Here is a 24,117-nt window from a genome sequence, read left to right on the forward strand (position 1 = left end):
TAGTTTGCTCTTTGATTTTCATTGAGTATAAGTAGCTTTTTGTCCAGCGTCTTAAGGCGCTGGTTTTTACTCTTTTATAGAGAAATCGAGTTAGAAATAATAGTTACAGTTCACTATTAAATGTCAAAGTTTATCAATAGATTTATCATTATCGTTAATGAGTAGACTTATTCTGACTTTCCCTAAAATTTTGTTGAATTTTCTTAAGTTTTTATCATATTTTTTATAATTAAGGTGCCTTAAGAAAAATAATGAAAAAACTAAATGTTTTTCATATAGTTTTCATTTTTTGTGTTATAATTAAGGTGCCTTAAGAAAAATATTAAGGTGCCTTAAGAAAAATAATGAAAAAACTAAATGTTTTTCATATAGTTTTCATTGTTTTAATAGTTTAAAGTCAATCTTATTTTTCTCTAATAGAAAATAATGAAAAAGTAGGTTTAGAAAGAGGTAAGTATCTATGTCTTCTCATAAAAAAGTGTCACTCTCTGAGATTAATCAATCTATCGATACTCCAAATAACAATCATTTCTGGCAAAATTTAAAGGCCTTTTTAGGTCCGGGTGCTCTTGTCGCAGTTGGTTATATGGATCCAGGAAACTGGATTACCAGTGTAGTCGGTGGTGCTTCCTATAAGTATAGTCTCTTGTTTGTTATCTTGGTTTCATCTCTCATTGCCATGCAACTTCAGCAGATGGCAGGAAAGCTTGGTATTGTAACCCAGATGGACCTGGCTCAAGCAACGGCTCATCATTCACCTAAATGGCTTCGTTATAGTCTATGGGTGATTTTAGAATTAGCCTTGATGGCGACAGATCTGGCAGAAGTTCTAGGTTCAGCGATTGCTCTCAATCTTCTCTTTAAGATTCCGATTATGATAGCAATTCTCTTGACCGTGTTGGATGTTTTTCTCTTATTGCTTCTGATGAAATTTGGCTTTAAGAAGATTGAAGCTATCGTGACAACGCTGATTTTAACGATTCTAGCAATCTTTACCTATCTAGTAGCTTTGTCACATCCAAGCTTCCAAGGAATCGTTGAAGGTTATCTACCAAATGCAACTTTATTTGAAAGTCCTATGCCTGGGCATGAAAGTCAATTAACTTTGGCGCTGGGGATTGTGGGTGCGACTGTTATGCCCCATAACCTCTATTTGCATTCTTCCTTGTCTCAGACTCGGAAAGTCAATCACAAGGACAAGAATGATGTTCGAAAAGCCGTGCGCTTTATGACTTGGGATTCAAATCTCCAGTTATCCTTGGCCTTTGTGGTTAACTCCCTTCTTTTGATATTAGGGGCGGCTCTCTTTTTCGGACATGCATCTGAGATTTCTGCTTTCTCTCAAATGTATAATGCCTTACAGGATTCAACCATTGCGGGAGCTATAGCTAGCTCAACCTTATCAACCTTGTTTGCCTTGGCCCTATTAGCCAGTGGTCAGAATTCGACTATCACGGGTACTTTGACTGGACAAATCGTTATGGAAGGTTTCTTGCATATGAGATTGCCACAATGGTTTATTCGTTTGGCGACACGCCTCTTTGCCTTGCTACCTGTTATGATAGTAGCGGTTCTGTTCGGTCATCAAGAAAAAACCTTGGATCAGTTATTGGTTTATTCACAGGTCTTTCTTTCTATCGCTCTTCCATTTTCAATCTTCCCCTTGATTTATCTAACTTCTAAGAAGTCACTAATGGGCGAATTTACCAATGCTAAATGGAATACCATCCTTGGTTATATTGTTTCCATTATCTTAACAGTTCTCAATGTGAAATTGCTATTTGATATTTTTTAAGATCTTTTAACATGAAGTAGAAAAAAATCACCCGAGAGTTAATTCTCGGGTGATTTTTTGCAATTCAAATCTTTGATAGACGAAAATCCATTATAAAAAGCTGCATCAAGATGCAGCTACACTATAGCAACGGAAGACATGGGATTCGAACCCACGCACGCTTTCACACGCCTACCGCGTTTCCAACACGGCCTCTTAAGCCTCTTGAGTAATCTTCCAATACCTACTAAAATAGTTTATCATAAAGGGAATTATCTTGCAAATAAAATTCAAACAATTGGCAAAATGATAGAAAGTGAAAGAAAGTGACAAAAAGTGCTTGACTTTGTTATTTTTTGTGATAGAATGATTATTGTAATCGTTAACAGGAGGTGAGTAAGTGCTAAAAACCGAGAGAAAAAAATTGATTTTAGAGGAGCTGGGCAAACATAAAGTCGTTTCTCTAGAGAAATTAGTAGGCTTGCTAGATACTTCAGAATCAACAGTTAGACGTGATTTAGATGAATTGGAGTCTGAAAATAAACTTCGTCGGGTACACGGGGGAGCAGAGTTGCCTCACTCCTTGCAAGAAGAAGAAACTATTCAAGAGAAATCTGTCAAAAACCTTCAAGAGAAAAAGTTGATTGCGCAAAAAGCAGCTTCCCTCATCAAAGAAAAAGATGTTATCTTTGTGGATGCAGGAAGTACAACAGCCTTTCTCATTAAGGAATTGGAGCGAAAAGACATTACTGTTGTGACTAACTCCATTCACCATGCAGTACAATTAGTGGATAAGCAAATCCCAACGGTGATTATCGGTGGTGGTGTTAAAATGACAACAGATGCCAGTATCGGAGGAGTAGCGCTTAACCAGATTAATCAACTGCACTTTGATCGTGCCTTTATCGGAATGAACGGGGTAGATGAAGGTTATTATACAACTCCGGATATGGAAGAAGGAGCGGTTAAGCGAGCTATCTTAGAAAATGCCAAACAAACCTATGTCTTGGCAGATTCATCTAAGATTGGCCAGTCTAGTTTTGCTAAGGTTGCCCCTCTAAAACGAGCTATAGTCATTACTAGCAAGGGTCATGAGCTCTTGCCAGCTATCAAAGAAAAAACGGAGGTAATAGAAGTATGATTTATACAGTCACGCTCAATCCATCTATTGACTACATTGTCCGTTTGGATAAAGTAGAAGTTGGTAGTGTTAATCGTATGGATAGTGATGATAAGTTTGCTGGTGGTAAGGGAATTAATGTCAGTCGCGTCTTGAAACGTCTAGACATTCCAAATACAGCGACTGGATTTATCGGAGGCTTTACAGGTAAATTTATCACAGATACTTTAGCTGAGGAACAAATTGAAACGCGATTTGTGCAAGTTGAAGAAGATACGCGTATCAACGTTAAAATCAAAGCAGACCAAGAAACCGAAATCAATGGGACTGGTCCTACTGTTGAAGCAGATCAACTGGAGGAGTTGAAAGCTATCCTTTCAAGTCTAACAGCAGAGGATACAGTTGTATTTGCGGGATCGAGTGCTAAAAACTTAGGCAATGTTATCTATAAGGATTTGATTGCCTTGACCCGTCAGACGGGCGCACAAGTTGTGTGTGATTTTGAAGGTCAGACTTTGATTGATAGTTTGGATTATCAACCACTTTTGGTCAAACCAAATAATCATGAACTTGGAGCTATCTTTGGAGTGAAGCTCGAAAGCTTAGATGAGATTGAAAAATACGCTCGAGAGTTGCTGGCTAAAGGTGCACAAAATGTTATCATCTCTATGGCTGGTGATGGTGCCCTTCTGGTAACATCCGAGGGAGCCTACTTTGCTAAGCCAATCAAGGGAACAGTGAAAAACTCAGTGGGAGCTGGTGACTCAATGGTTGCTGGATTTACTGGTGAGTTTGTAAAATCAAAAGACGCAGTAGAAGCCTTCAAATGGGGTGTGGCTTGTGGAACAGCAACTACCTTCTCTGATGACTTGGCAACTGCAGCATTTATTAAAGAAACTTATGAAAAAGTTGAGGTAGAAAAAAGATGAAAATTCAGGATTTATTGAGAAAAGATGTCATGTTGCTTGATTTGCAAGCAACTGAAAAAACAGCAGCTATCGAAGAAATGATTCATAGCTTGGTAGAACACGGATACGTGACAGATTTTGAAACTTTTAAAGAAGGAATCTTAGCGCGTGAAGCTTTGACTTCTACAGGCTTGGGTGATGGTATCGCTATGCCACACAGCAAAAATGCTGCTGTTAAAGAAGCAACAGTTCTCTTTGCTAAGTCAAACAAGGGTGTTGACTATGAAAGTTTAGATGGACAACCAACTGACCTCTTCTTTATGATTGCTGCTCCAGAAGGTGCCAATGATACTCACTTGGCGGCCTTGGCAGAATTATCTCAATACTTAATGAAAGACGGTTTTGCTGACAAACTTCGTCAAGTTACATCACCTGATCAAGTTATTGAACTCTTTGATCAAGCTTCAGAGAAAGCTGAGGAACCAGTTCAAACACCTGCAAATGGTTCTGATGACTTTATCGTTGCTGTAACTGCTTGTACAACAGGAATTGCCCACACTTATATGGCTCAAGAAGCTCTTCAAAAAGTGGCTGCTGAAATGGGTGTTGGTATCAAGGTTGAAACTAATGGTGCCAGCGGTGTTGGTAACCAATTGACAGCAGAAGATATCCGCAAGGCTAAAGCTGTAATTATCGCTGCAGATAAAGCAGTTGATATGGATCGTTTCGATGGTAAACCATTGGTAAATCGTCCAGTAGCTGACGGTATCCGCAAGACAGAAGAGTTAATCAACTTGGCTCTTTCTGGGAATGCTGAAGTTTATCACGCTGCTAATGGAGCAAAAGCTACAACAGCATCTAATGAAAAACAAAGTATCGGTGGTGCCTTCTACAAACACTTGATGAGTGGTGTATCTCAAATGTTGCCATTCGTTATCGGTGGTGGTATCATGATTGCCCTTGCCTTCTTGATTGATGGTGCTATGGGTGTGCCGAATGATAGCCTTGGAAATCTTGGTTCTTACCATGAACTCGCTTCTATGTTCATGAAAATCGGAGGCGCAGCCTTTGGTTTGATGCTTCCAGTATTTGCAGGATATGTTGCTTACTCAATCGCTGAAAAACCAGGTTTGGTAGCAGGTTTCGTTGCTGGAGCTATTGCCAAAGAAGGTTTTGCCTTTGGTAAAATCCCTTACGCTCAAGGTGGTGAAGCAACTTCAGCCCTTGCAGGTGTATCATCAGGTTTCCTAGGAGCCCTTGTTGGTGGATTTATCGCTGGTGCTTTGGTGCTCTTGGTTAAGAAATACGTGAAGGTTCCACGTTCACTTGAAGGTGCTAAATCAATCCTTCTCTTGCCACTTCTTGGAACAGTCTTGACAGGATTTGTCATGCTAGCTGTTAACATCCCAATGGCAGCAATCAACACTGCTATGAACGACTTCCTTGGCGGTCTTGGAGGCGGTTCAGCTGTCCTTCTTGGTATCGTTCTTGGAGGAATGATGGCTGTCGATATGGGTGGACCTGTCAATAAAGCAGCTTATGTCTTTGGTACTGGTACTCTTGCAGCAACAGTGTCAACAGGTGGTTCAGTAGCCATGGCAGCGGTTATGGCTGGAGGAATGGTTCCACCACTTGCAATCTTTGTCGCAACTCTTCTCTTTAAAGATAAATTCACAAAAGAAGAACGCAACTCAGGTTTGACTAACATCGTTATGGGCTTGTCATTCATCACTGAAGGAGCGATTCCATTTGGTGCGGCTGATCCAGCTCGTGCTATCCCAAGCTTTATCCTTGGTTCAGCAGTGGCAGGTGGACTTGTTGGTCTTGCAGGTATCAAACTTATGGCACCTCACGGAGGAATCTTCGTTATCGCCCTTACAACAAATGCCCTTCTTTACCTTGTCTTTGTCTTGGTAGGAGCAATCGTAAGTGGTGTAGTTTATGGTTACCTTCGTAAACCATTAGAAAAATAATTACAAATACATTCAAATGACTGAACACGAAAGTGGGCAGTCATTTTTTTGATTGTTCTAGATGTTTCTGAAATATGGTATAATAGAAGCATGGCAAACAAAAATACAAGTAAAACAAGACGGAGACCGTCAAAAGCTGAATTAGAAAGAAAGCAAGCTATCCAACGGATGTTAATTTCCTTAGTCATAGCTTTTTGCTTAATGTTCGCTGCTCTGAGATTAGGAGCAGTGGGTCTCACCCTCTATAATCTCATTCGTCTATTAGTAGGAAGTCTGGCCTATCTGGTCATTTTTGTCGTCCTAGTCTATCTTTTTCTCTTCAAATGGATTCGGAAGCAAGAAGGTCTGATCTCAGGTTTTCTTTGCATTTTTTCAGGCTTATTGCTGATTTTTGAAGCTTATCTTGTATGGAAATATGGCTTAGAGCAGTCTGTCTTTAAGGGAACTTTAGCCCAAGTTTTGACAGATTTGACAGGCTTTCGTGTGACTAGCTTTGCTGGAGGAGGGCTGCTAGGTGTTGCTCTCTACATTCCAGTAGCTTTTCTCTTTTCAAATATTGGTACTTACTTTATCGGAGCCATCTTAATCTTGATTGGTGCTCTTCTAGTCAGTCCCTGGTCTGTCTATGACGTTGCTGATTTTCTTGGAGCACGTTTTTCGCTTTGGATGGAGCGACGCGAGCTGAAGAAACAAGAACGCTTCATCAAACGGGAAGAGGAAAAAGCGCGTAAGGAAGCAGAGGAGCAGGAAAAACTAGAAAAAGAACAAGCAGAGCAAACCTTGTTGGACATACCTCCTGTTGATATGGAAACTGGCGAGATTTTAGAAGCTCCCCCTGTTCACTTTGATGATTTACCACCCCTTCCAGAGGAAGAATGGATAGAACCTGAAATTATTCTCCCGCAAGCAGACTATGAAGTTCCTAGCGAAGTTGATATTCCAGAGGAAGCTGAGTTCTTAGATGATGAGGATGTTGAGGTAGATTTTTCTGCTAAAAAAGCCTTGGAATACAAACTTCCAAGCTTGCAACTCTTTGCACCCGATAAACCAAAAGATCAGTCAAAAGAAAAGAAAATCGTTCGAGAAAATATCAAAATTTTGGAAGAAACCTTTGCGAGTTTCGGTATCAAGGTAACGGTTGAACGTGCTGAAATCGGTCCATCAGTTACCAAGTACGAAGTAAAGCCAGCTGTTGGTGTGCGGGTCAATCGCATTTCCAATCTAGCAGATGACTTGGCTCTGGCCTTGGCTGCGAAAGATGTCCGTATCGAAGCTCCAATTCCAGGGAAATCCTTGGTCGGGATTGAAGTGCCTAACTCTGAAATTGCGACCGTATCTTTCCGAGAACTCTGGGAACAATCGCAAACTAAACCTGAAAATCTGCTAGAAATTCCCCTTGGCAAAGCCGTCAATGGTACAGCTCGCAGTTTCGACCTGGCTAAAATGCCTCACTTACTTGTGGCTGGTTCGACAGGTTCTGGTAAATCTGTTGCAGTCAATGGTATCATTGCAAGTATTCTCATGAAGGCACGTCCAGACCAAGTCAAGTTTATGATGGTGGATCCGAAGATGGTTGAGTTGTCAGTCTATAATGATATTCCTCACCTCTTGATTCCGGTCGTGACTAACCCTCGTAAGGCCAGCAAGGCCCTTCAAAAAGTCGTAGATGAGATGGAAAACCGTTATGAACTCTTTGCCAAAATTGGGGTTCGTAATATTGCTGGTTTCAATGCTAAAGTTGAGGAATTCAATGCCCAGTCTGAATACAAGCAAGTACCTCTACCTTTAATTGTCGTGATTGTTGATGAGTTAGCTGACCTCATGATGGTGGCTAGCAAGGAAGTAGAAGATGCCATTATCCGTCTAGGACAGAAGGCGCGTGCAGCTGGTATTCATATGATCCTCGCGACCCAGCGTCCGTCGGTGGATGTTATTTCTGGTTTGATTAAGGCCAATGTACCGTCTCGTGTAGCCTTTGCTGTATCTTCTGGAACGGATTCACGTACGATTTTGGATGAAAATGGCGCGGAGAAATTGCTTGGTCGAGGGGATATGCTCTTCAAACCAATCGATGAAAATCACCCTGTACGCTTGCAAGGCTCCTTTATCTCGGATGATGATGTGGAACGTATTGTTAGCTTTATCAAGGCTCAAGCAGATGCCGATTATGATGAAAGCTTTGATCCCGGAGAGGTTTCTGAGACAGAAGGTGAGTCTGGCACAGGAGATGAAGGTGGAGATCCGCTATTTGAAGAAGCTAAGGCTCTGGTCATTGAAACTCAAAAAGCGAGCGCATCCATGATTCAACGTAGATTATCAGTTGGTTTTAACCGAGCAACTCGCTTGATGGAAGAATTAGAGATGGCTGGGGTTATTGGTCCAGCAGAAGGAACGAAGCCACGAAAGGTTTTACAACAATAAAAAACGTAAAAATAGTATAAAAATGCATGGAAACTTTATTGAAAAGTTAGTCAAAAATGGTCTAACTTTTACGATGAAGTTTCCTTTTTTATAGCGATTTCTTTAGAAATAAGGCCATCTGAAAATCGTTTCAGACTTGCCTAATAATCGGATTTTACTTTTACTAGTTTTACCTATTAAACTATTGATTTTTTAAACTGTTTTTGATATATTAAATTGGTATAGAAAAAATTATATGTTTATCCAGTAGTGTTTAAAAATTGAGGAGGATATTTTTTAAAAATAAAATGCAAACGCTTACCTGGTAAACTGAAAGGAACAAAAAACCGATGGATAAAGGATTATTTGAAAAACGTTGCAAATATAGTATTCGGAAATTTTCATTAGGGGTTGCTTCTGTTATGATTGGTGCAGCTTTCTTTGGAACTAGCACTGTTCTCGCAGATTCTGCACAAACAGGTTCAACAGCGACCATGCCAGCTGATTTGGCGACAGCTCTTGCCAATGCTAAAGAGGATGATGGGCATGACTTTGAAGCACCAAAACCTGGTGAAGACCAAGGTTCTCCTGAAGTAACTGAAGGACCAAAGACTGAAGAAGAATTGCTGGCAAAAGAAAAAGAAACTGCAACTGCAACAAGCTCAGCAGCTTCAGATACTCTTCCTGAAGAACTACGTGGAAAACTTGATAAGGCTGAAGAAAATGGCCGCACTGCCTCAAAAGAAGAACTAGAAAAAGAAGATAAAAGCTTAGTTCCAGAAGAAGTAGCTAAAACAAAAAATGGGGTATTAAACTACGGTGCAACTGTCGAAATTAAAAGCTCTGCTGGGCTCGGTAGTGGTATTGTTATCGGGGAAAATCTCGTTTTGTCTGTTTCTCATAACTTTATCAAAGATGTTCCAGATGGCAATAATCGTAAGGTAGCTGATAATGTTGAAAGTGATGACGATGTTTATACAATTTCTTACCAAGGCGCTCCAGACGTCAAATTCAGTAAAAATGATGTAAAACACTGGGACCGTGAAGGATTCCTCAAAGGATATAAAAATGACTTGGCAATCGTTAAGCTTCGTACACCTCTTGCAAATGCACCAGTTGAAGTGACTGACAAGCCTGCAACAACTAAGGTAGGAGATAAGGTTCACGTATTTGGATATCCAAAAGGAGAACTTGATCCAATTTTGAATACAACTGTTGAGGATATTAATAATCACGGAGAAGGTGTTCGTGGCATTAGCTATCAAGGAAGTGAACCAGGTGCTAGTGGTGGCGGTATTTTCGATGAAAATGGGAAATTGATTGGTATTCACCAAAATGGTGTATCTGGTAAACGTAGTGGAGGTATTCTCTTCTCACCTGCTCAGCTAGAGTGGATTCAAAACTACATCAAGGGTATTGAAACAACGAAACCAGCTGGTCTAGATGCTCTCGATAAACAAGTTGAGGACAAGGAAGAAAAACCAAAAGAGGATAAACCTAAGGAAGATAAGCCAAAAGCAGAAACACCAGCAGAAAATAAACCTGCTGAAAACAAGCCGGCTGAGAACAAGCCAGCAGAAAATAAACCTGCTGAAAACAAGCCAGCTGAGAATAAACCAGCTGAGAATAAACCGACTGAATCAAAAGAAGTTACTCCAGAATGGAAAACAGTTGAAAATAAAGACCAACAGGGAACAGTAACAATCCGTGAAGAAAATGGAGTTCGTTACAACCAACTAGCTTCAACTGCTCAAAATGACAATGGTAAGAAACCAGCCTTGTTTGAAAAAGATGGTTTGACAGTCGATGCTAATGGAAATGCCACTGTTGATTTGACCTTTAAAGAAGAATCTGAAACAGGTAAATCTCGCTTCGGTGTCTTCATGAAATTCAAAGACACTGATAACAATGTTTTTGTAGGTTACGACCAAGGTGGATGGTTCTGGGAATACAAGTCAAATGGAAGTGGACTTTGGTACCAAGGTGGACGTGTTGCAGCTCCAGTAAATGGTTCTGAGAACCACTTGACCATCAGCCTTAAATCAGATGGACAGCTCAATGCAACTAACAACGATGTCAAACTCTTTGACACAGTTACCTTGCCATCTGCAGTTAATGACAAACTCAAAGATGAGAAGAAAATCGTTCTTAAAGCTGGAACCTATAACAGCAGCGAACGTACCATTGTCAATGTCAAAACTGATGATCAAGAAGGTGTGAAAAACGATCAAGAAGCCGCTGAAAAAGAAAAGGGCGACACAGTAGATGATAGCAATGTCAAATACGACACTATCGAATCTACAGTATTGAAAGCAGTCATCGACCAAGCCTTCCCACGTATTAAAGAGTACGTCCTCAATGGCAACAAGCTTCCAGGTCAAGTGCAACCGATTAATCAAGTTGTGATTAATAAACACGCTGTGACTCCTGAAGTTACCTATAAGAAGGTCAATGCAACGACTGCCGAGTATGAAATGAAACTCCGTGATGAGGAAAACCTCATCAATGCAGATATGACAGTTCGTTTGCAAGTGGTGGACAACCAACTTCACTTTGATGTGACTAAGATTGTCAACCATAACCAAGTTACACCAGGACAAAAGATTGATGACGAACGTAAATTACTTTCTTCAATCAGCTTCCTAGGAAATGCCTTGGTATCTGTTTCAAGCGACCAAGCGGGAGCTAAGTTTGATGGGGCAACCATGTCAAACAATACTCACGTCAGTGGTGATGACCATATCGAAGTAACAAATCCAATGAAAGAATTAGCCAAAGGCTACATGTACGGATTTGTTTCAACAGACAAACTTGCAGCAGGTGTATGGAGTAACTCACAAAATAGCTACGGTGGTGGTTCTTACGACTGGACACGTTTGACAGCTTATAAGAATACGATTGGCAATGCTAACTACGTGGAAATTCATAGCTCTGAATGGCAATGGGAAAAAGCGCACAATGGAGTTGTCTTCCCAGCATACACTCAAGAACTTCCAAGTGCAAAAGTTGTCATCACTGAAGATGCCAATGCTGACCATAAGGTTGACTGGCAAGATGGTGCGATTGCTTACCGTAGCATCATGAACAACCCTCAAGGTTGGGAAAAAGTTAAAGACATTACTGCTTACCGTATCGCTATGAACTTTGGTTCACAAGCGCAAAACCCATTCCTCATGACCTTGGATGGTATCAAGAAGATCAACCTCCATACCGATGGTCTTGGCCAAGGTGTACTGCTTAAGGGATACGGAAGTGAAGGACATGACTCTGGACACTTGAACTATGCGGACATCGGTAAACGTATCGGTGGTGTTGAAGACTTTAAGACTCTTATTGAGAAAGCTAAGAAATATGGTGCCCACCTCGGTATCCACGTCAACGCTTCAGAAACTTATCCAGAGTCTAAATACTTTAATGAAGATATTCTTCGTAAAAATGCAGATGGTAGCTATAGCTACGGTTGGAACTGGCTTGACCAAGGTATCAACATTGATGCTGGTTATGACCTCGCTCATGGGCGTCTAGCTCGTTGGGAAGAGTTGAAGAAAGAGTTGGGTGAAGGTCTAGACTTCATCTACGTCGACGTATGGGGTAACGGTCAATCAGGTGACAACGGTGCCTGGGCAACTCACGTTATTGCGAAAGAAATTAACAAACAAGGTTGGCGCTTTGCTATTGAGTGGGGCCATGGTGGTGAATATGATTCTACCTTCCAACACTGGGCAGCTGACTTGACCTACGGTGGCTATACAAATAAAGGTATTAACAGTGCCATCACTCGCTTTATCCGTAACCACCAAAAAGATTCTTGGGTTGGTGACTACAGAAGTTATGGTGGTGCAGCTGACTACCCACTTCTAGGCGGTTATAGCATGAAGGACTTTGAAGGATGGCAAGGACGAAGTGACTATAACGGTTATGTAACAAACTTGTTTGCTCATGACGTTATGACTAAGTACTTCCAACACTTCACAGTAAGCAAATGGGAAGATGGCAAACCAGTAACCATGACTGACAATGGTAGTACCTATAAATGGACTCCAGAAATGAAAGTCGAGTTGGTCGATGCTGCAAATAACAAGGTTGTTGTAACTCGTAAATCTAATGATGTCAACAGTCCACAATATCGTGAACGAATTGTTACGCTTAACGATCGTGTGATTCAAGATGGTTCAGCCTACTTGACACCTTGGAACTGGGATGCAAATGGTAATAAGCTTGAAAGTGACAAGGAAAAAATGTACTACTTCAATACTGAAGCAGGTGCAACAACTTGGACACTTCCTAGCGACTGGGCAAATGGTAAGGTTTACCTTTATAAGCTAACTGACCAAGGTAAAACTGAGGAAAAAGAAGTTGCCGTGAAAGATGGTAAGATTACCCTTGACCTCACTGCAAATCAGCCATATGTTCTCTATCGTTCTAAACAAACAAATCCTGAAATGTCATGGAGTGAAGGAATGCATATCTATGACCAAGGATTTAACAGTGAATCTTTGGATCATTGGAAGATTTCGGGAGATGCTTCTAAGGCTGAAATCGTGAAGTCTCAAGGTGCAAACCAAATGCTCCGCATCCAAGGCAACAAAGAAAAAGTTAGTCTCACTCAAAAATTGACTGGCTTGAAGCCAAATACTAAATATGCAGTCTATGTCGGTGTAGACAACCGTAGTAATGCTAAAGCAAGTATTACCGTTAATACTGGTGAAAAAGAAGTAACCAACTACACCAACAAGTCACTCGCCCTCAACTATGTAAAAGCCTATGCTCACAATACTCGTCGAAGCAATGCAACAGTTGATAACACAAGTTATTTCCAAAACATGTATGCTTTCTTCACAACAGGTTCAGATGTATCAAATGTAACCTTGACCTTGAGTCGTGAAGCAGGCGATGAAGCAACTTACTTCGATGAAATTCGTACCTTTGAAAATGAATCAAATATGTACGGTGACGGTCACGATACTGCAACAGGCGTCTTCAAACAAGACTTTGAAAATGTCGGACAAGGTATCTTCCCATTTGTCATCGGTGGTATCGAAGGCGTTGAAGACAACCGTACTCACTTGTCTGAAAAACATGGACCATACACACAACGTGATTGGAATGGCAAGAAAGTTGATGACGTTATCGAAGGAAATTGGTCACTCAAGACAAATGGACTTGTAAGTCGTCGTAACTTGGTTTACCAAACAATTCCACAAAACTTCCGCTTTGAAGCAGGCAAGACCTACCGTATTACATTTGACTATGAAGCTGGATCTGACAATACTTACGCCTTTGTAGTCGGTAAGGGAGAATTCCAATCTGGACAAGCAAGTAATTTGGAAATGCATGAATTGCCAAATACTTGGACAGATTCTAAGAAAGCGAAACGTGCAACCTTCCTAGTAACAGGTGCGGAAACTGGCGATACATGGGTAGGTATCTACTCTACAGGCAATGCAAGCAACACTCGCGGAGACTCAGGTGGTAATGCTAACTTCCGTGGCTACAATGACTTCATCATGGACAGACTTCAAATCGAAGAAATTGTCTTGACTGGTAAGATGATGACAGAAAATGCTGTCAAGAACTATCTTCCAACTGTTGCGATGACTAACTACACTAAAGAAACAATGGATGCTTTGAAAGAAGCTGTCTTCAACCTCAGTCAAGCAGATGATGATATCAGTGTAGAAGAAGCTAAGTCTGAAATTGCTAAGGTCAATGCTCTTAAAGACGCTTTAGTGATGAAGAAAACAGCTCTTGTAGCAGATGACTTTGCAAGTCTTACAGCTCCTGCTCAGGCTGGTGAAGGTCTTGAAAATGCCTTTGATGGCAACGTTTCTAGCCTATGGCATACATCATGGAGCGGAGGAGATGTTGGTAAACCTGCAACTATGGTCTTGAAGGAACCAACTGAAATTACTGGCTTCCGTTACGTTCCACGTGGTTCAGGATCAAATGGTAACTTGAGAGATGTCACTCTTGTGGTTACTGATGAAACAGGTAAGGAACATACCTTCAATGCAACCAATTGGGCTAACAATAATAAACCAAAAGATATTGACTTTGGTAAGACTATCAAGGCTAAAAAGATTGTTCTAACTGGAACAAGAACCTACGGTGATACAGAAAACCAATATCAATCAGCTGCAGAATTGATCTTCGCTCGTCCACAGGTTGCTGAAACTGGTCTTGACACTACAGCCTATGAAGCAGCCTTGGCAAAAGCTCAAAAATTGACTGATAAAAGTAATCAAGAGGAAGTAGCAAGTGTTGTTGCCAGCATGAAATTTGCAACAGATAATCATCTCTTAACAAATAGAATGCTTGAATTCTTTGCAAATTATCTCGACCAATTGAAAGACCAAACACCTACTCCAACTCCAGATCCAGAACCAACTCCAGAACCTAAACCTGAAGCTCCAACTTCAAGCAAGGGTGACGAAGCTGCGCCAGTTGTTGACCTTCCAGAATTCACAGGTGGTGTAAATGGTGTTGAAGCCGCAATCCATGAAGTACCAGAGTTTACTGGAGGTGTGAATGCAGCTGAAGCCGCTGTTCATGAAGTTCCAGAATACAATGAAGTTGAGGGAACCGCAGGAAATGAAGTAGCTATCCACGAAGTACCAGAATTTACTGGAGGTGTAAATGGAGCTGAAGCCGCTGTCCATGAAGTACCAGAGTATACAGGTGCGATTGGAACAGCAGGTGATCAAGCCGCACCTACTGTAGAAAAACCAACTGAAGGTGTTCGTGTCTTGTCAGATAAGACTACAGGAGTTGTAGTTGCAGGACTAGCAAGAGATTTGGCTACAGATCTTAATCTTAAAGTTCAAAAAGTAACAGACCAAAGTCTACAAGGTGTGAAATTTGATGCTTATGCTCTTCATTTAGTTGATAAAGATAAGCATGAGGTTCAAGCGAAGGGTGTAGTGCTTGTTCGACTTCCAGTTTCTAGTGAAGTAGCTGGAGTATACTACACTGCATCAGGTGAGGCAGTAAGCTTTACAAATGGTCAAGGTACAGTTGAGTTTACAACTAGTCAGCTAGGACATTTTGCAGTAGTTTATAAACAAGTTTCTAAACCACAAACGCCATCAGTAGGAGAACCAGGTCATAAACCACAAACTCCATTAACTGAGGAACCTGGAAGTCAAGTACAGACTCCATCAACAGAGAAACTGGATCATAAACCACAGGATGCAGCAGTACAAAAACTCGATCAGAAATCAGATGATACTGCTAAACCAGAAATGAAGGAAGTAGCAGCTAAACAAGAAGCGAAGGATAAACTTCCAGAAACTGGTACTAGCAAGTCAGATCATCTCTTCTTCCTTGCCAGCCTCAGTCTAGCAATGTCTGCTCTATTTCTTGCAAAGAGAAAAGAAGATTAAAAAATAAAAAGTTTTCAATAAAAGAGAGCTTAAAACTCCACAATCACTGTAGTGGAGAAAAAGAAAACCCAGAGAGGACCCTCTAGGTCCTCTCTTTTTCTAAAGGGGAATGATAGCGCTTACTCCTTGTGAGCGTATGAAAGGAAATAGGAAAAAATGGGAAAACATTTTTTTGAGAAACGGTGTCATTACAGTATACGTAAATTTACAATCGGCGCAGCTTCTGTTATGATTGGTGCCAGTATCTTTGGAACTGGTATGGTTCAAGCTGCTGAAACAGAAGGACCTGCAGAGACAGAAGGTACGGTAACACAGGCTCAGCCTCTGGATAAACTGCCAGCAGATATAGCAGCAGCTATTGAAAAAGCAGAAGCAAGTGCTGGAACTGTAGATGAACAACCTGCAGGGTCAGAAACTGGGGCAACTGCAGCTGAAACAACTACTCCAAAACCAACTGAAACTCCTGCTCCTAAGGAAGAAGTAGCTTCAAAACCAGCTACAAATCCAAAAGAGGAAGCAGCTTCTGAAGCGAAACCAGCTGCAAGTCCTGCGACTAAAGATGTAGTAGATACACCAGATGTCAATCATTTAGAAAAAGCTTCTGCTACAGCATCAAACCATGAAGCCAACACACAATACACAGCAGAAAAGGCGATTGACGGAAAACCTGATACTCGTTGGGCTACTGACCAAAACGTTGAGAAACCAACAATCGAATTTACTCTTGAAAAGACAACAGTGATTAAGCATGTTGAGATTGATTGGGACCGCCGCGTTCGTGGTGAACAAAATGATCCTAATATCAAGTCATGGAACCTCTATTACGCCGGCCAGGATGATGTGAATGGTTCAGGAGTTAAAGAATGGAAGTTGGCTTATCAAAGAACAGGGAATCCTCTTCTTGATGAAAAAATTGACTTGAAAGAAGCTATCCAAGCCAAATACCTTAAACTTGAAATTACAGACTATCAAGCTGGTACAATGAATTGGAAAAATGTTGGGATTCAAGAAATTCGTGCCTACTCAAACATTCCAGACGCTAGCAAACCAACAGATATTCGCCAAGTGACAGAATTAGCTGTTGCTGAAGATGGAAAATCTCTTATCTTGCCTAAATTACCAGGTCAAGTCAGCTTGATTGGTAGCAACAAACAGGGTGTTGTTGACCTAAATAACAAAATCTATAAACCCTTAACAGATCAAACTGTTAAGGTCATGGTCCAACAAGTCAAGGATACTCATACCTTCACAAAAGAATTTGAAGTCCTTATTAAAGGCTTACATGCAGACGAAGGCGTTGGCACTAAACCAGCAGTTGCTCCAGCAGTTCAACAATGGTATGGAACTGAAGGAAAAACTTCTATTACAGCTGATACTGTGATTTCAGTTGGCGATTCTGGATTTGGTCAAGAAGCTAAATTCTATCAGACTGACCTTGAAAGTCGTGGGCTAGAAATCGCTACAGGTGATCAAACAGCTCAAAAACGGATTGAATTTAAAAAGGTTGAAGATAAGGGTTATGGTAAAGAAGGCTATGGTATCACTGTAAAAGATGGTGTTATTACTGTAGAAGCTGCAACCAACGCAGGAGCCTTTTACGCAACTCGTACTCTTCTACAAATGGGCGAAAATGATTTGCAAAACGGAGAAATCCGTGACTTCCCAAGCTTTAGCCACCGTGGCTTTATGCTAGACACAGGTCGTAAGTTTATTCCTTATGATACGCTTGTAGACATCATGCTCAACATGGCTTACTACAAGATGAACGATCTTCAGTTGCACTTGAATGATAACTATATCTTCTTAAAAGATCACTTGGCTGGTAAAAATCTTTCTCAAGATGAAGAACTAGACTATGTCCTCAAAAAAGCTAAGACAGGCTTCCGTGTAGAGACTGATGTTGTTGGTAAAAATGGTGAAAAATTAACATCTGACGAGCATTACACTAAGGAAGAAATGCAAGAAATCATCAAGTTGGCCAAAGCTTTACATATCAATCTTGTTCCTGAAATTGACACACCAGGTCACGCCCTTTCATTTGTTAAAGTTCGTCCAGACTTGATGTATAAAGGTCAGCTTAGTGCGAGAAAACATAATGTAGAGCGTGTGGCTATGCTAGATTTGGATAACAAGTACGAAGAAACTCTTGCTTTTGTCAAATCAGTCTATGATAAATTGCTCGATGGTGAAGACGCACCTCTCCATGGCGTATCTACACTTCATATCGGTACAGATGAATATTATGGAAATCCAGAAAGCTATCGTCGCTATGTCAACGATATGATCCAGTACATCAAAGGCAAAGGTTTGACACCGCGTATTTGGGGTTCCCTCAGTGCCAAACAAGGAACTACACCTGTAGATTGGAAAGATGTAGAAGTTGATATCTGGAGTATTGGTTGGCAACGTCCAGCGGCTGCAATTGCTCAAGGTGCTAAGATTATCAATATCACAGATATTCCAACCTATAGTGTTCCAAGTGGTAGCAATAGTCAAGGTGGATATGGAGATTATGCAAACTATGAAACACAATACAATCGCTGGACACCAAATGACTTCTCAACAGGTGGAGGACCACGCTTAGAAGCCTCTAATCCAAATATCCTTGGTGGTGGTCATGCAGTATGGAATGATAATATTGACCTCCATGAAACTGGACTCACTTCTTATGATATCTTTAAACGCTTCTTCAAGAGTATGCAATCAACTGCAGAACGCACTTGGGGTTCAGACCGTGCAGCCAAGACCTATGCAGAACGTGTTCAACCAGCAAGTGTTTATGCACCTCAATCTAATCCAGATAAGACCGTAGCTGAAGAAGACTTGTTCAAGATTAATCCTGAGACTGTCAAAGATTATCTTGCTAAGAAAGTACAGAAGACTGAAGCAGGTTTGAATTTCGAAAAAGATAGCACTATCGAAGGCCTAGTTGGTGATGCTGGACCAAGTCATGTCTTGAAATTGGATGTGACAGTGACTGGTGATGGCGAGCAAACCTTCTCAACAAGCGGAAACAATCAACTCTATCTTGCGGACAAAGATGGCTACCTTGCCTATACTTTTGAACAATTCCATATTCAATTTAACAAGAAACTTGAAAAGAACAAACGTTATCAAATTTCTGTCGTAACCAAACCTCAAGTGACTGAAGTTTATGTGGACGGTGAAAAGGTTGAACGGATTGCAAATCCAGCTAATCCACGTTTGGCTCATAATAGCTTAGTCTTACCACTTGAAACAATTGGTGGCTTCAAAGGAATCTTGCATAGTGCTGAGTTGTCAAATGAAGCATTTGTAAACCCACGTTTGATTCCAAATGATCATTTTACAGTTTCTGCAACAAGTCAAGAATTACCAGGAACCAATGCAGAAGGTCCAGTCGAAAAAGCCTTTGACAATGATCCAAATACCTTCTGGCATTCAAAATGGTCTGGTCATCAGGCTCCATTTACAGTGGCAATGAACTTGAAAGCAGCTGAAACAGTTAATGGTTTGACTTATCTTCCACGTCCAGGTGGAGGCAACGGTGTTGTGACATCTTATGAAATCTATGCTCAAAAAGATGGTCAAATGGTTAAAGTTGCTTCAGGAAATTGGGAAAACAATGCCAAAGAGAAAACAGTTAACTTTGATGCCATTGAAACCGATAAGGTAGAATTTAAAGTTCTAGCTGGTGCTGCAGGATTTGGTAGTGCTGCAGAAATTCAACTTCTGAAACCAGTTTCTACTAACAAGGTGGAAGAGCCAGTTAGTCCAGAGAAACCTGTGACACCAGAAAAACCTGAAACTCCAGAAAAACCTGTGACACCAGAAAAACCTAAAGTTGAGGAAATGGGCGATGGTACAACTGAACTTGCTGATAGCTTTGTAGCTACGAAACCTACAAGTGACGAAGCAGTTGCCGCAGCAGCCCAAAGTCAGGATTATCTCAAGAAAGAGTACAAGGTCTTCCCAACACCACAAAAAGTAACTTACGATGAAGGTGTTACGAAACTCCATAAACAAGTCAATCTTGTCATGGGTGATCAATTAGATATCTATACTCGTAATCGCTTGAAGAGTGTCCTACAAGATCATCAAATCTCATACACAAGCAGTCAAACAGCAGTGGCAGGTGCTACCAACATTTACCTTGGGGTTCATGGTCAAAATTCACAGGCTGAAAAAGAAGTGTCTGGCATTTCTCAAGGACTCTTTGATAAGATTGATGCCTATGCCTTGTCAATCAAGAACAATACAATCTCTATCGTCGGTAAGGATACAGATGCTGTCTTCTACGGTTTGACAACTCTCAAACACATGCTTAATGAAAGTGAAGCTCCAGTCTTGCGTAATGTAACAGTTGAAGACTTCGCTGAAATTAAGAACCGTGGCTTTATCGAAGGATACTATGGTAACCCTTGGAGCAATGCTGATCGTGCTGAGTTGATGCGTTATGGTGGTGACTTGAAGTTGACTCAATACTTCTTTGCACCAAAAGATGATCCATACCACAACAAGAAATGGCGTGAACTTTATCCAGAAGAAAAATTAGCAGAAATCCGTGAATTGGCGCGTGTCGGAAACCAAAACAAGACTCGTTATGTTTGGACCATTCACCCATTCATGAACAACCGTATCCGTTTTGGCAACGATGCTGACTACCAAAAAGACCTTGAAACAATTAAAGCTAAATTCACTCAATTGATGGATGTCGGTGTTCGTGAGTTCGGTATCCTAGCTGATGACGCTCCAAGTCCAGTTGGTGGCTACAATAGCTACAACCGCTTGATGAAGGACATGACAGACTGGTTGACTGAAAAACAAGCAACTTATGTTGGTCTTCGTAAGGAAATGATCTTCGTTCCAGGTCAATATTGGGGTAATGGACGTGAAGATGAGTTGAAATCTCTAAATGAAAACCTTCCAACTTCAACTTCTATGACCCTTACTGGTGGTAAGATTTGGGGTGAAGTGTCTGAAAGCTTCCTCTCTAACCTTAAGAATAACCTGACTGCAGGAGGTAAGACCTACCGACCAGTTTCTCTATGGGTAAACTGGCCTGTTACAGATAACTCTAAACAACACTTGATTTTGGGTGGCGGTGAGAAATTCCTTCATCCAAATGTAGATCCAAGTCTCCTTTCAGGTATCATGTTGAACCCAATGCAACAATCTGAGCCTTCTAAGATTGCCCTCTTCTCAGCAGCCCAATATGCATGGAAACAATGGAAATCAGAAGAAGAAGCTAAGAGAGTGAATGACATCGCCTTCAACTTTGTTGAAAACGGTAAGTTTACAGATAGTGAAACATCTCTTGCCTTCCGTGAACTTGGTAAACACATGATCAACCAAAACATGGATGGTCGTGTTGTGAAGTTGGAAGAGTCTGTTGAACTTGCACCGAAATTGGATGCCTTTATGTCTAAGTTGAAAGCTGGTCAAGATGTCGGTGCAGAGCGTGAAGGCTTGCGTGCAGAATTTGCTAAACTAAAAGCAGCAGCTCAACTTTATAAAGCATCTGGTGATGAAAAGATGCGTGCTCAAATCCACTACTGGTTGGATAATACCATTGACCAAATGGACGCATTGAGTGCTCTCCTTGATGGTACAGAAGCTATCGAAAAGAACGATTCTGCAAAACTTTGGGATAGTTACTATAAGGGATTAAAACTTTATGAACAGTCTCAAACTTATACCTTCCATTATGTAGACCATGATGAAAGAGCTGAGTTGGGTGTTCAACATATCCGTCCATTCTTGCTTGGACTTCGTGAAATCCTCGCAACAGAAGTTCAAAAAGCCTTGCATCCTGACCAAGTCATTAGTACCTTTATCACAAACCGTACAGGTGTCGAAGGTGGACTTGCTGAAGTGACTGACGGAGATTTAGGAACACATGCCCTTATCAAGTCACCAAATAGCATTCAAACTGGTGACTACATTGGCTTGAAATTTAATAAGGCTGTTTCAGTTCAAAACTTGACCTTTGCAATGGGAACTCAAGCAAATCCTCGTGATACCTTCAACAACGCTAAAGTTGAGTATCTCAATGAAAATGATGAGTGGGTAACCCTTTCAGAACCAAGCTACACTGGTAATGAACCACTGCTTAAATTTGAAAACCTCAACATCAACGCCAAAGCTGTTCGTATGATTGCGACTTCAGATCGTGGAAATACTTGGTTTGCTGTACGAGAAATTGCTGTTAACCGCCCTGTAGAAGTTACTCGTGCTAAACAGTCAGCCACTGTGACTATCAGTCCAAATCTTATGTACAAGTACAACACAACAGTTGGTCAGATTACAGACGGACGTGATAATACTGAAGCCATGCTTGCAAATGCTGATAGAACAGACACAACTCCAGTCAATGGTTGGGTACAACTTGACTTGGGTGAAGTCAAACCTGTGACTAAGGTTCGTTTGGTTCAAGGATCAGGAGATAAATTGGCAGAAGGTGTTCTTGAATATTCTGCAGATGGTAGCTCATGGCAAGAGTTGGATCGCTTGACTGGCGAACAAACAAAAGAAATCGAAACTCCAATTTCAGCTCGCTACGTTCGTGTTCGCAATACTAAGAACATCAACCTATGGTGGCGTATCGCTGACTTCTCAGTTGAAACACGTGCAGGCAATAGCGAATTGACTGATACAAACGTTGAGAGCTTGAAGTCAACTCCAGTTTATGACAGCCTAGGCCGTTATGACCTTCAAATTCCAAGCGGAACTAAGCTTCCAGCTCATAGCTACTTGGGTATGAAACTTGATCGTCTACACCAAGCTGAAAGCATTCAAGCACTTGGTACAGAAAATCCATCTCTCAACTTGGAATACTCTCCAAATGCCCAAGAATGGTATCCAGCTGATCAAGTGACTGATAAGTCCTTGGTACGTTATGTTCGTTTGGTTAATAAGACTGACCAAGAACAAGCAGTGACAGCAACTTCTCTACTTGTTCAGACAAAAGAAGTTCAGCCAACCACACTTGATTCTACATCAATGGGAATCCACCAAACATACGGTAGAAACGACGTTCGTAAGATCAAGAACTTGGATCAGTTGTTTGACGGTGTCTACAATAACTTTGTAGAGTTCTCAGACTATGCTCGTAAAGACGGTCATATTACCTTGAAACTTGGTAGCGAACGTGATATTAAGAAGATTAGAGCTTACATCCAAGACGGCACTCAAAACTATCTCCGTGATGGTAAGATTCAAGTCAGTCAAGATGGCAAGACTTGGACGGATGTTGTGACAGTTGGTGACGGTGTTGCTAATGAAACACGTGATGACTCCTTGACAGATGGCTGGACACATGATTCTAAGATGCCAGGAAATCGCTATATCGAGGGTGAACTTTCAAGCCCAGTTAAAGCTAACTATCTCCGTGTTCTATTTACAGCAGACTATGATGCTCGTTTTGTAGGATTCACTGAGTTGGTGATCAATGATGGCGAATTCGTGAAACCAATCAATGACCCAACTGTAGAAGGAAACAGCGGTGAAAGCCAAGGCAACCTTTACACTAACCTTGTAGATGGCAAAGTATTGACAAGCTACAAGGCTGAGAAAGAACAAGGTGAGCTTGTCTACCACTTGTCAGAACCAACAGACGCAAACCATATCCGACTTGTTTCAAGTATTCCTCAAGGAGTGAAAGCTCGTGTGCTTGCTCGTACTCTGAAAGAAGATAAAGCAGATGCTTGGTCAGAACTAGGTGAAATTACCTCAAGCTTCCAAACATTTGCAGTGAGAGAAAAAGCGCCATTGTTAGATGTCAAAGTTGTTTGGGAAGGTGGCAAACCTGAGTTTTACGAAATGACGACCTTCCACCAAGAGCTTCCAGAAGAACCAGAGAAACCAGCTTTAACTACAAGCAAGGGTGATGAAGCAGCACCAGTAGTAGAAGTCCCAGAATTTACTGGTGGCGTAAATGGTGTTGAAGCAGCTGTTCATGAAGTTCCAGAATATACTGAAGCTATTGGCACAGCAGGTGAAGAAGCAGCACCAGTAGTAGAAGTCCCAGAATTCACAGGCGGCGTGAATGGTGTCGAAGCGGCTATCCATGAAGTTCCAGAGTATACTGAAGCTACGGCAGAAGCAGACAAGCTTCCAGCACCAGTAGTAGAAGTCCCAGAATTCACAGGTGGTGTAAATGGCACTGAAGCAGCTGTCCACGAAGTCCCAGAATATACTGGTGGGGTGAATGGTGTCGAAGCAGCTGTCCATGAAGTCCCAGAGTTCACTGGTCACGTAAATGGATCAGAAGGAACTACTCACGAAGTTCCAGAATTTACTGGAAGTGTGAATGGTTCAGCCCCAACTACACGTGAAACTCCAGCATACACAGATGAGCAGTCTCTTGTAGCTCTTGCTATGTCACAAGATAAGACCTACCAAGCACCTGCAAGTCATCCATACAAGCTCCCAGAGACAGGTACTAAAGAAAATGCTGGCCTTGCAGCCGTTGGTGTTGTAGGTGCACTTCTTGGTATGTTTGCTATGGGAAAGAAAAAAGACGACGAATAAGATGATGTAAAAGCATCTAATACTCAATGAAAATCAAAGAGCAAACTAG

Annotated in this window: 7 protein-coding genes and 1 tRNA gene; 7 read left to right on the forward strand and 1 reads right to left on the reverse strand. The window is 41.3% G+C overall.

Annotated features, from left to right (window positions below):
- The first annotated feature begins 460 nt into the window (after window positions 1–460).
- Window positions 461–1,795 carry an Nramp family divalent metal transporter gene (locus HMPREF2795_RS03730; protein WP_070459218.1) on the forward strand — a complete coding sequence of 445 codons (1,335 nt, stop codon included), beginning with the start codon at window positions 461–463 and terminating at the stop codon, window positions 1,793–1,795.
- 130 nt (window positions 1,796–1,925) lie between these two features.
- On the opposite strand, the gene HMPREF2795_RS03735 is transcribed toward HMPREF2795_RS03730, so the two are convergent.
- A tRNA-Ser gene (locus HMPREF2795_RS03735) sits at window positions 1,926–2,013 on the reverse strand.
- 161 nt (window positions 2,014–2,174) lie between these two features.
- On the opposite strand from HMPREF2795_RS03735, the gene HMPREF2795_RS03740 reads away from it, so the two are divergent.
- The 6 genes from HMPREF2795_RS03740 to HMPREF2795_RS03765 all read left to right on the forward strand — a co-directional run bounded on the left by HMPREF2795_RS03740 (window position 2,175) and on the right by HMPREF2795_RS03765 (window position 24,068).
- Window positions 2,175–2,915: a DeoR/GlpR family DNA-binding transcription regulator gene (locus HMPREF2795_RS03740; protein ID WP_075228252.1), complete on the forward strand. Its 741-nt coding sequence runs from the start codon at window positions 2,175–2,177 to the stop codon at window positions 2,913–2,915.
- Window positions 2,912–3,823, forward strand: coding sequence for a 1-phosphofructokinase (pfkB, locus tag HMPREF2795_RS03745; RefSeq protein WP_075228253.1), 912 nt, complete (start codon window positions 2,912–2,914; stop codon window positions 3,821–3,823). The genes HMPREF2795_RS03740 and pfkB overlap by 4 nt, the downstream gene beginning before the upstream one ends.
- Window positions 3,820–5,775, forward strand: coding sequence for a PTS fructose transporter subunit IIABC (locus tag HMPREF2795_RS03750; RefSeq protein WP_075228254.1), 1,956 nt, complete (start codon window positions 3,820–3,822; stop codon window positions 5,773–5,775). Before pfkB ends, HMPREF2795_RS03750 begins: the two co-directional genes overlap by 4 nt.
- A gap of 90 nt (window positions 5,776–5,865) precedes the next feature.
- Entirely contained in the window at window positions 5,866–8,196 is a 2,331-nt protein-coding gene (locus HMPREF2795_RS03755) for a DNA translocase FtsK (RefSeq protein ID WP_075228255.1), read from the forward strand.
- A gap of 329 nt (window positions 8,197–8,525) precedes the next feature.
- Window positions 8,526–15,557, forward strand: coding sequence for a SpGH101 family endo-alpha-N-acetylgalactosaminidase (locus HMPREF2795_RS03760; protein ID WP_083303343.1), 7,032 nt, complete (start codon window positions 8,526–8,528; stop codon window positions 15,555–15,557).
- Between the two features lie 156 nt (window positions 15,558–15,713).
- Window positions 15,714–24,068: an SIALI-17 repeat-containing surface protein gene (locus HMPREF2795_RS03765; RefSeq protein WP_075228256.1), complete on the forward strand. Its 8,355-nt coding sequence runs from the start codon at window positions 15,714–15,716 to the stop codon at window positions 24,066–24,068.
- The last annotated feature ends 49 nt before the right edge of the window (window positions 24,069–24,117 follow it).

It is taken from the genome of Streptococcus sp. HMSC056C01, assembly GCF_001811305.1.
Taxonomy (GTDB): domain Bacteria; phylum Bacillota; class Bacilli; order Lactobacillales; family Streptococcaceae; genus Streptococcus.

Coding starts and splice junctions, on each gene's coding strand:
- HMPREF2795_RS03730 (WP_070459218.1), top strand. CDS start 461: ATGTCTTCTCATAAAAAAGTGTCACTCTCTGAGATTAATCAATCTATC.
- HMPREF2795_RS03760 (WP_083303343.1), top strand. CDS start 8,526: ATGGATAAAGGATTATTTGAAAAACGTTGCAAATATAGTATTCGGAAA.
- HMPREF2795_RS03765 (WP_075228256.1), top strand. CDS start 15,714: ATGGGAAAACATTTTTTTGAGAAACGGTGTCATTACAGTATACGTAAA.
- pfkB (WP_075228253.1), top strand. CDS start 2,912: ATGATTTATACAGTCACGCTCAATCCATCTATTGACTACATTGTCCGT.
- HMPREF2795_RS03755 (WP_075228255.1), top strand. CDS start 5,866: ATGGCAAACAAAAATACAAGTAAAACAAGACGGAGACCGTCAAAAGCT.
- HMPREF2795_RS03750 (WP_075228254.1), top strand. CDS start 3,820: ATGAAAATTCAGGATTTATTGAGAAAAGATGTCATGTTGCTTGATTTG.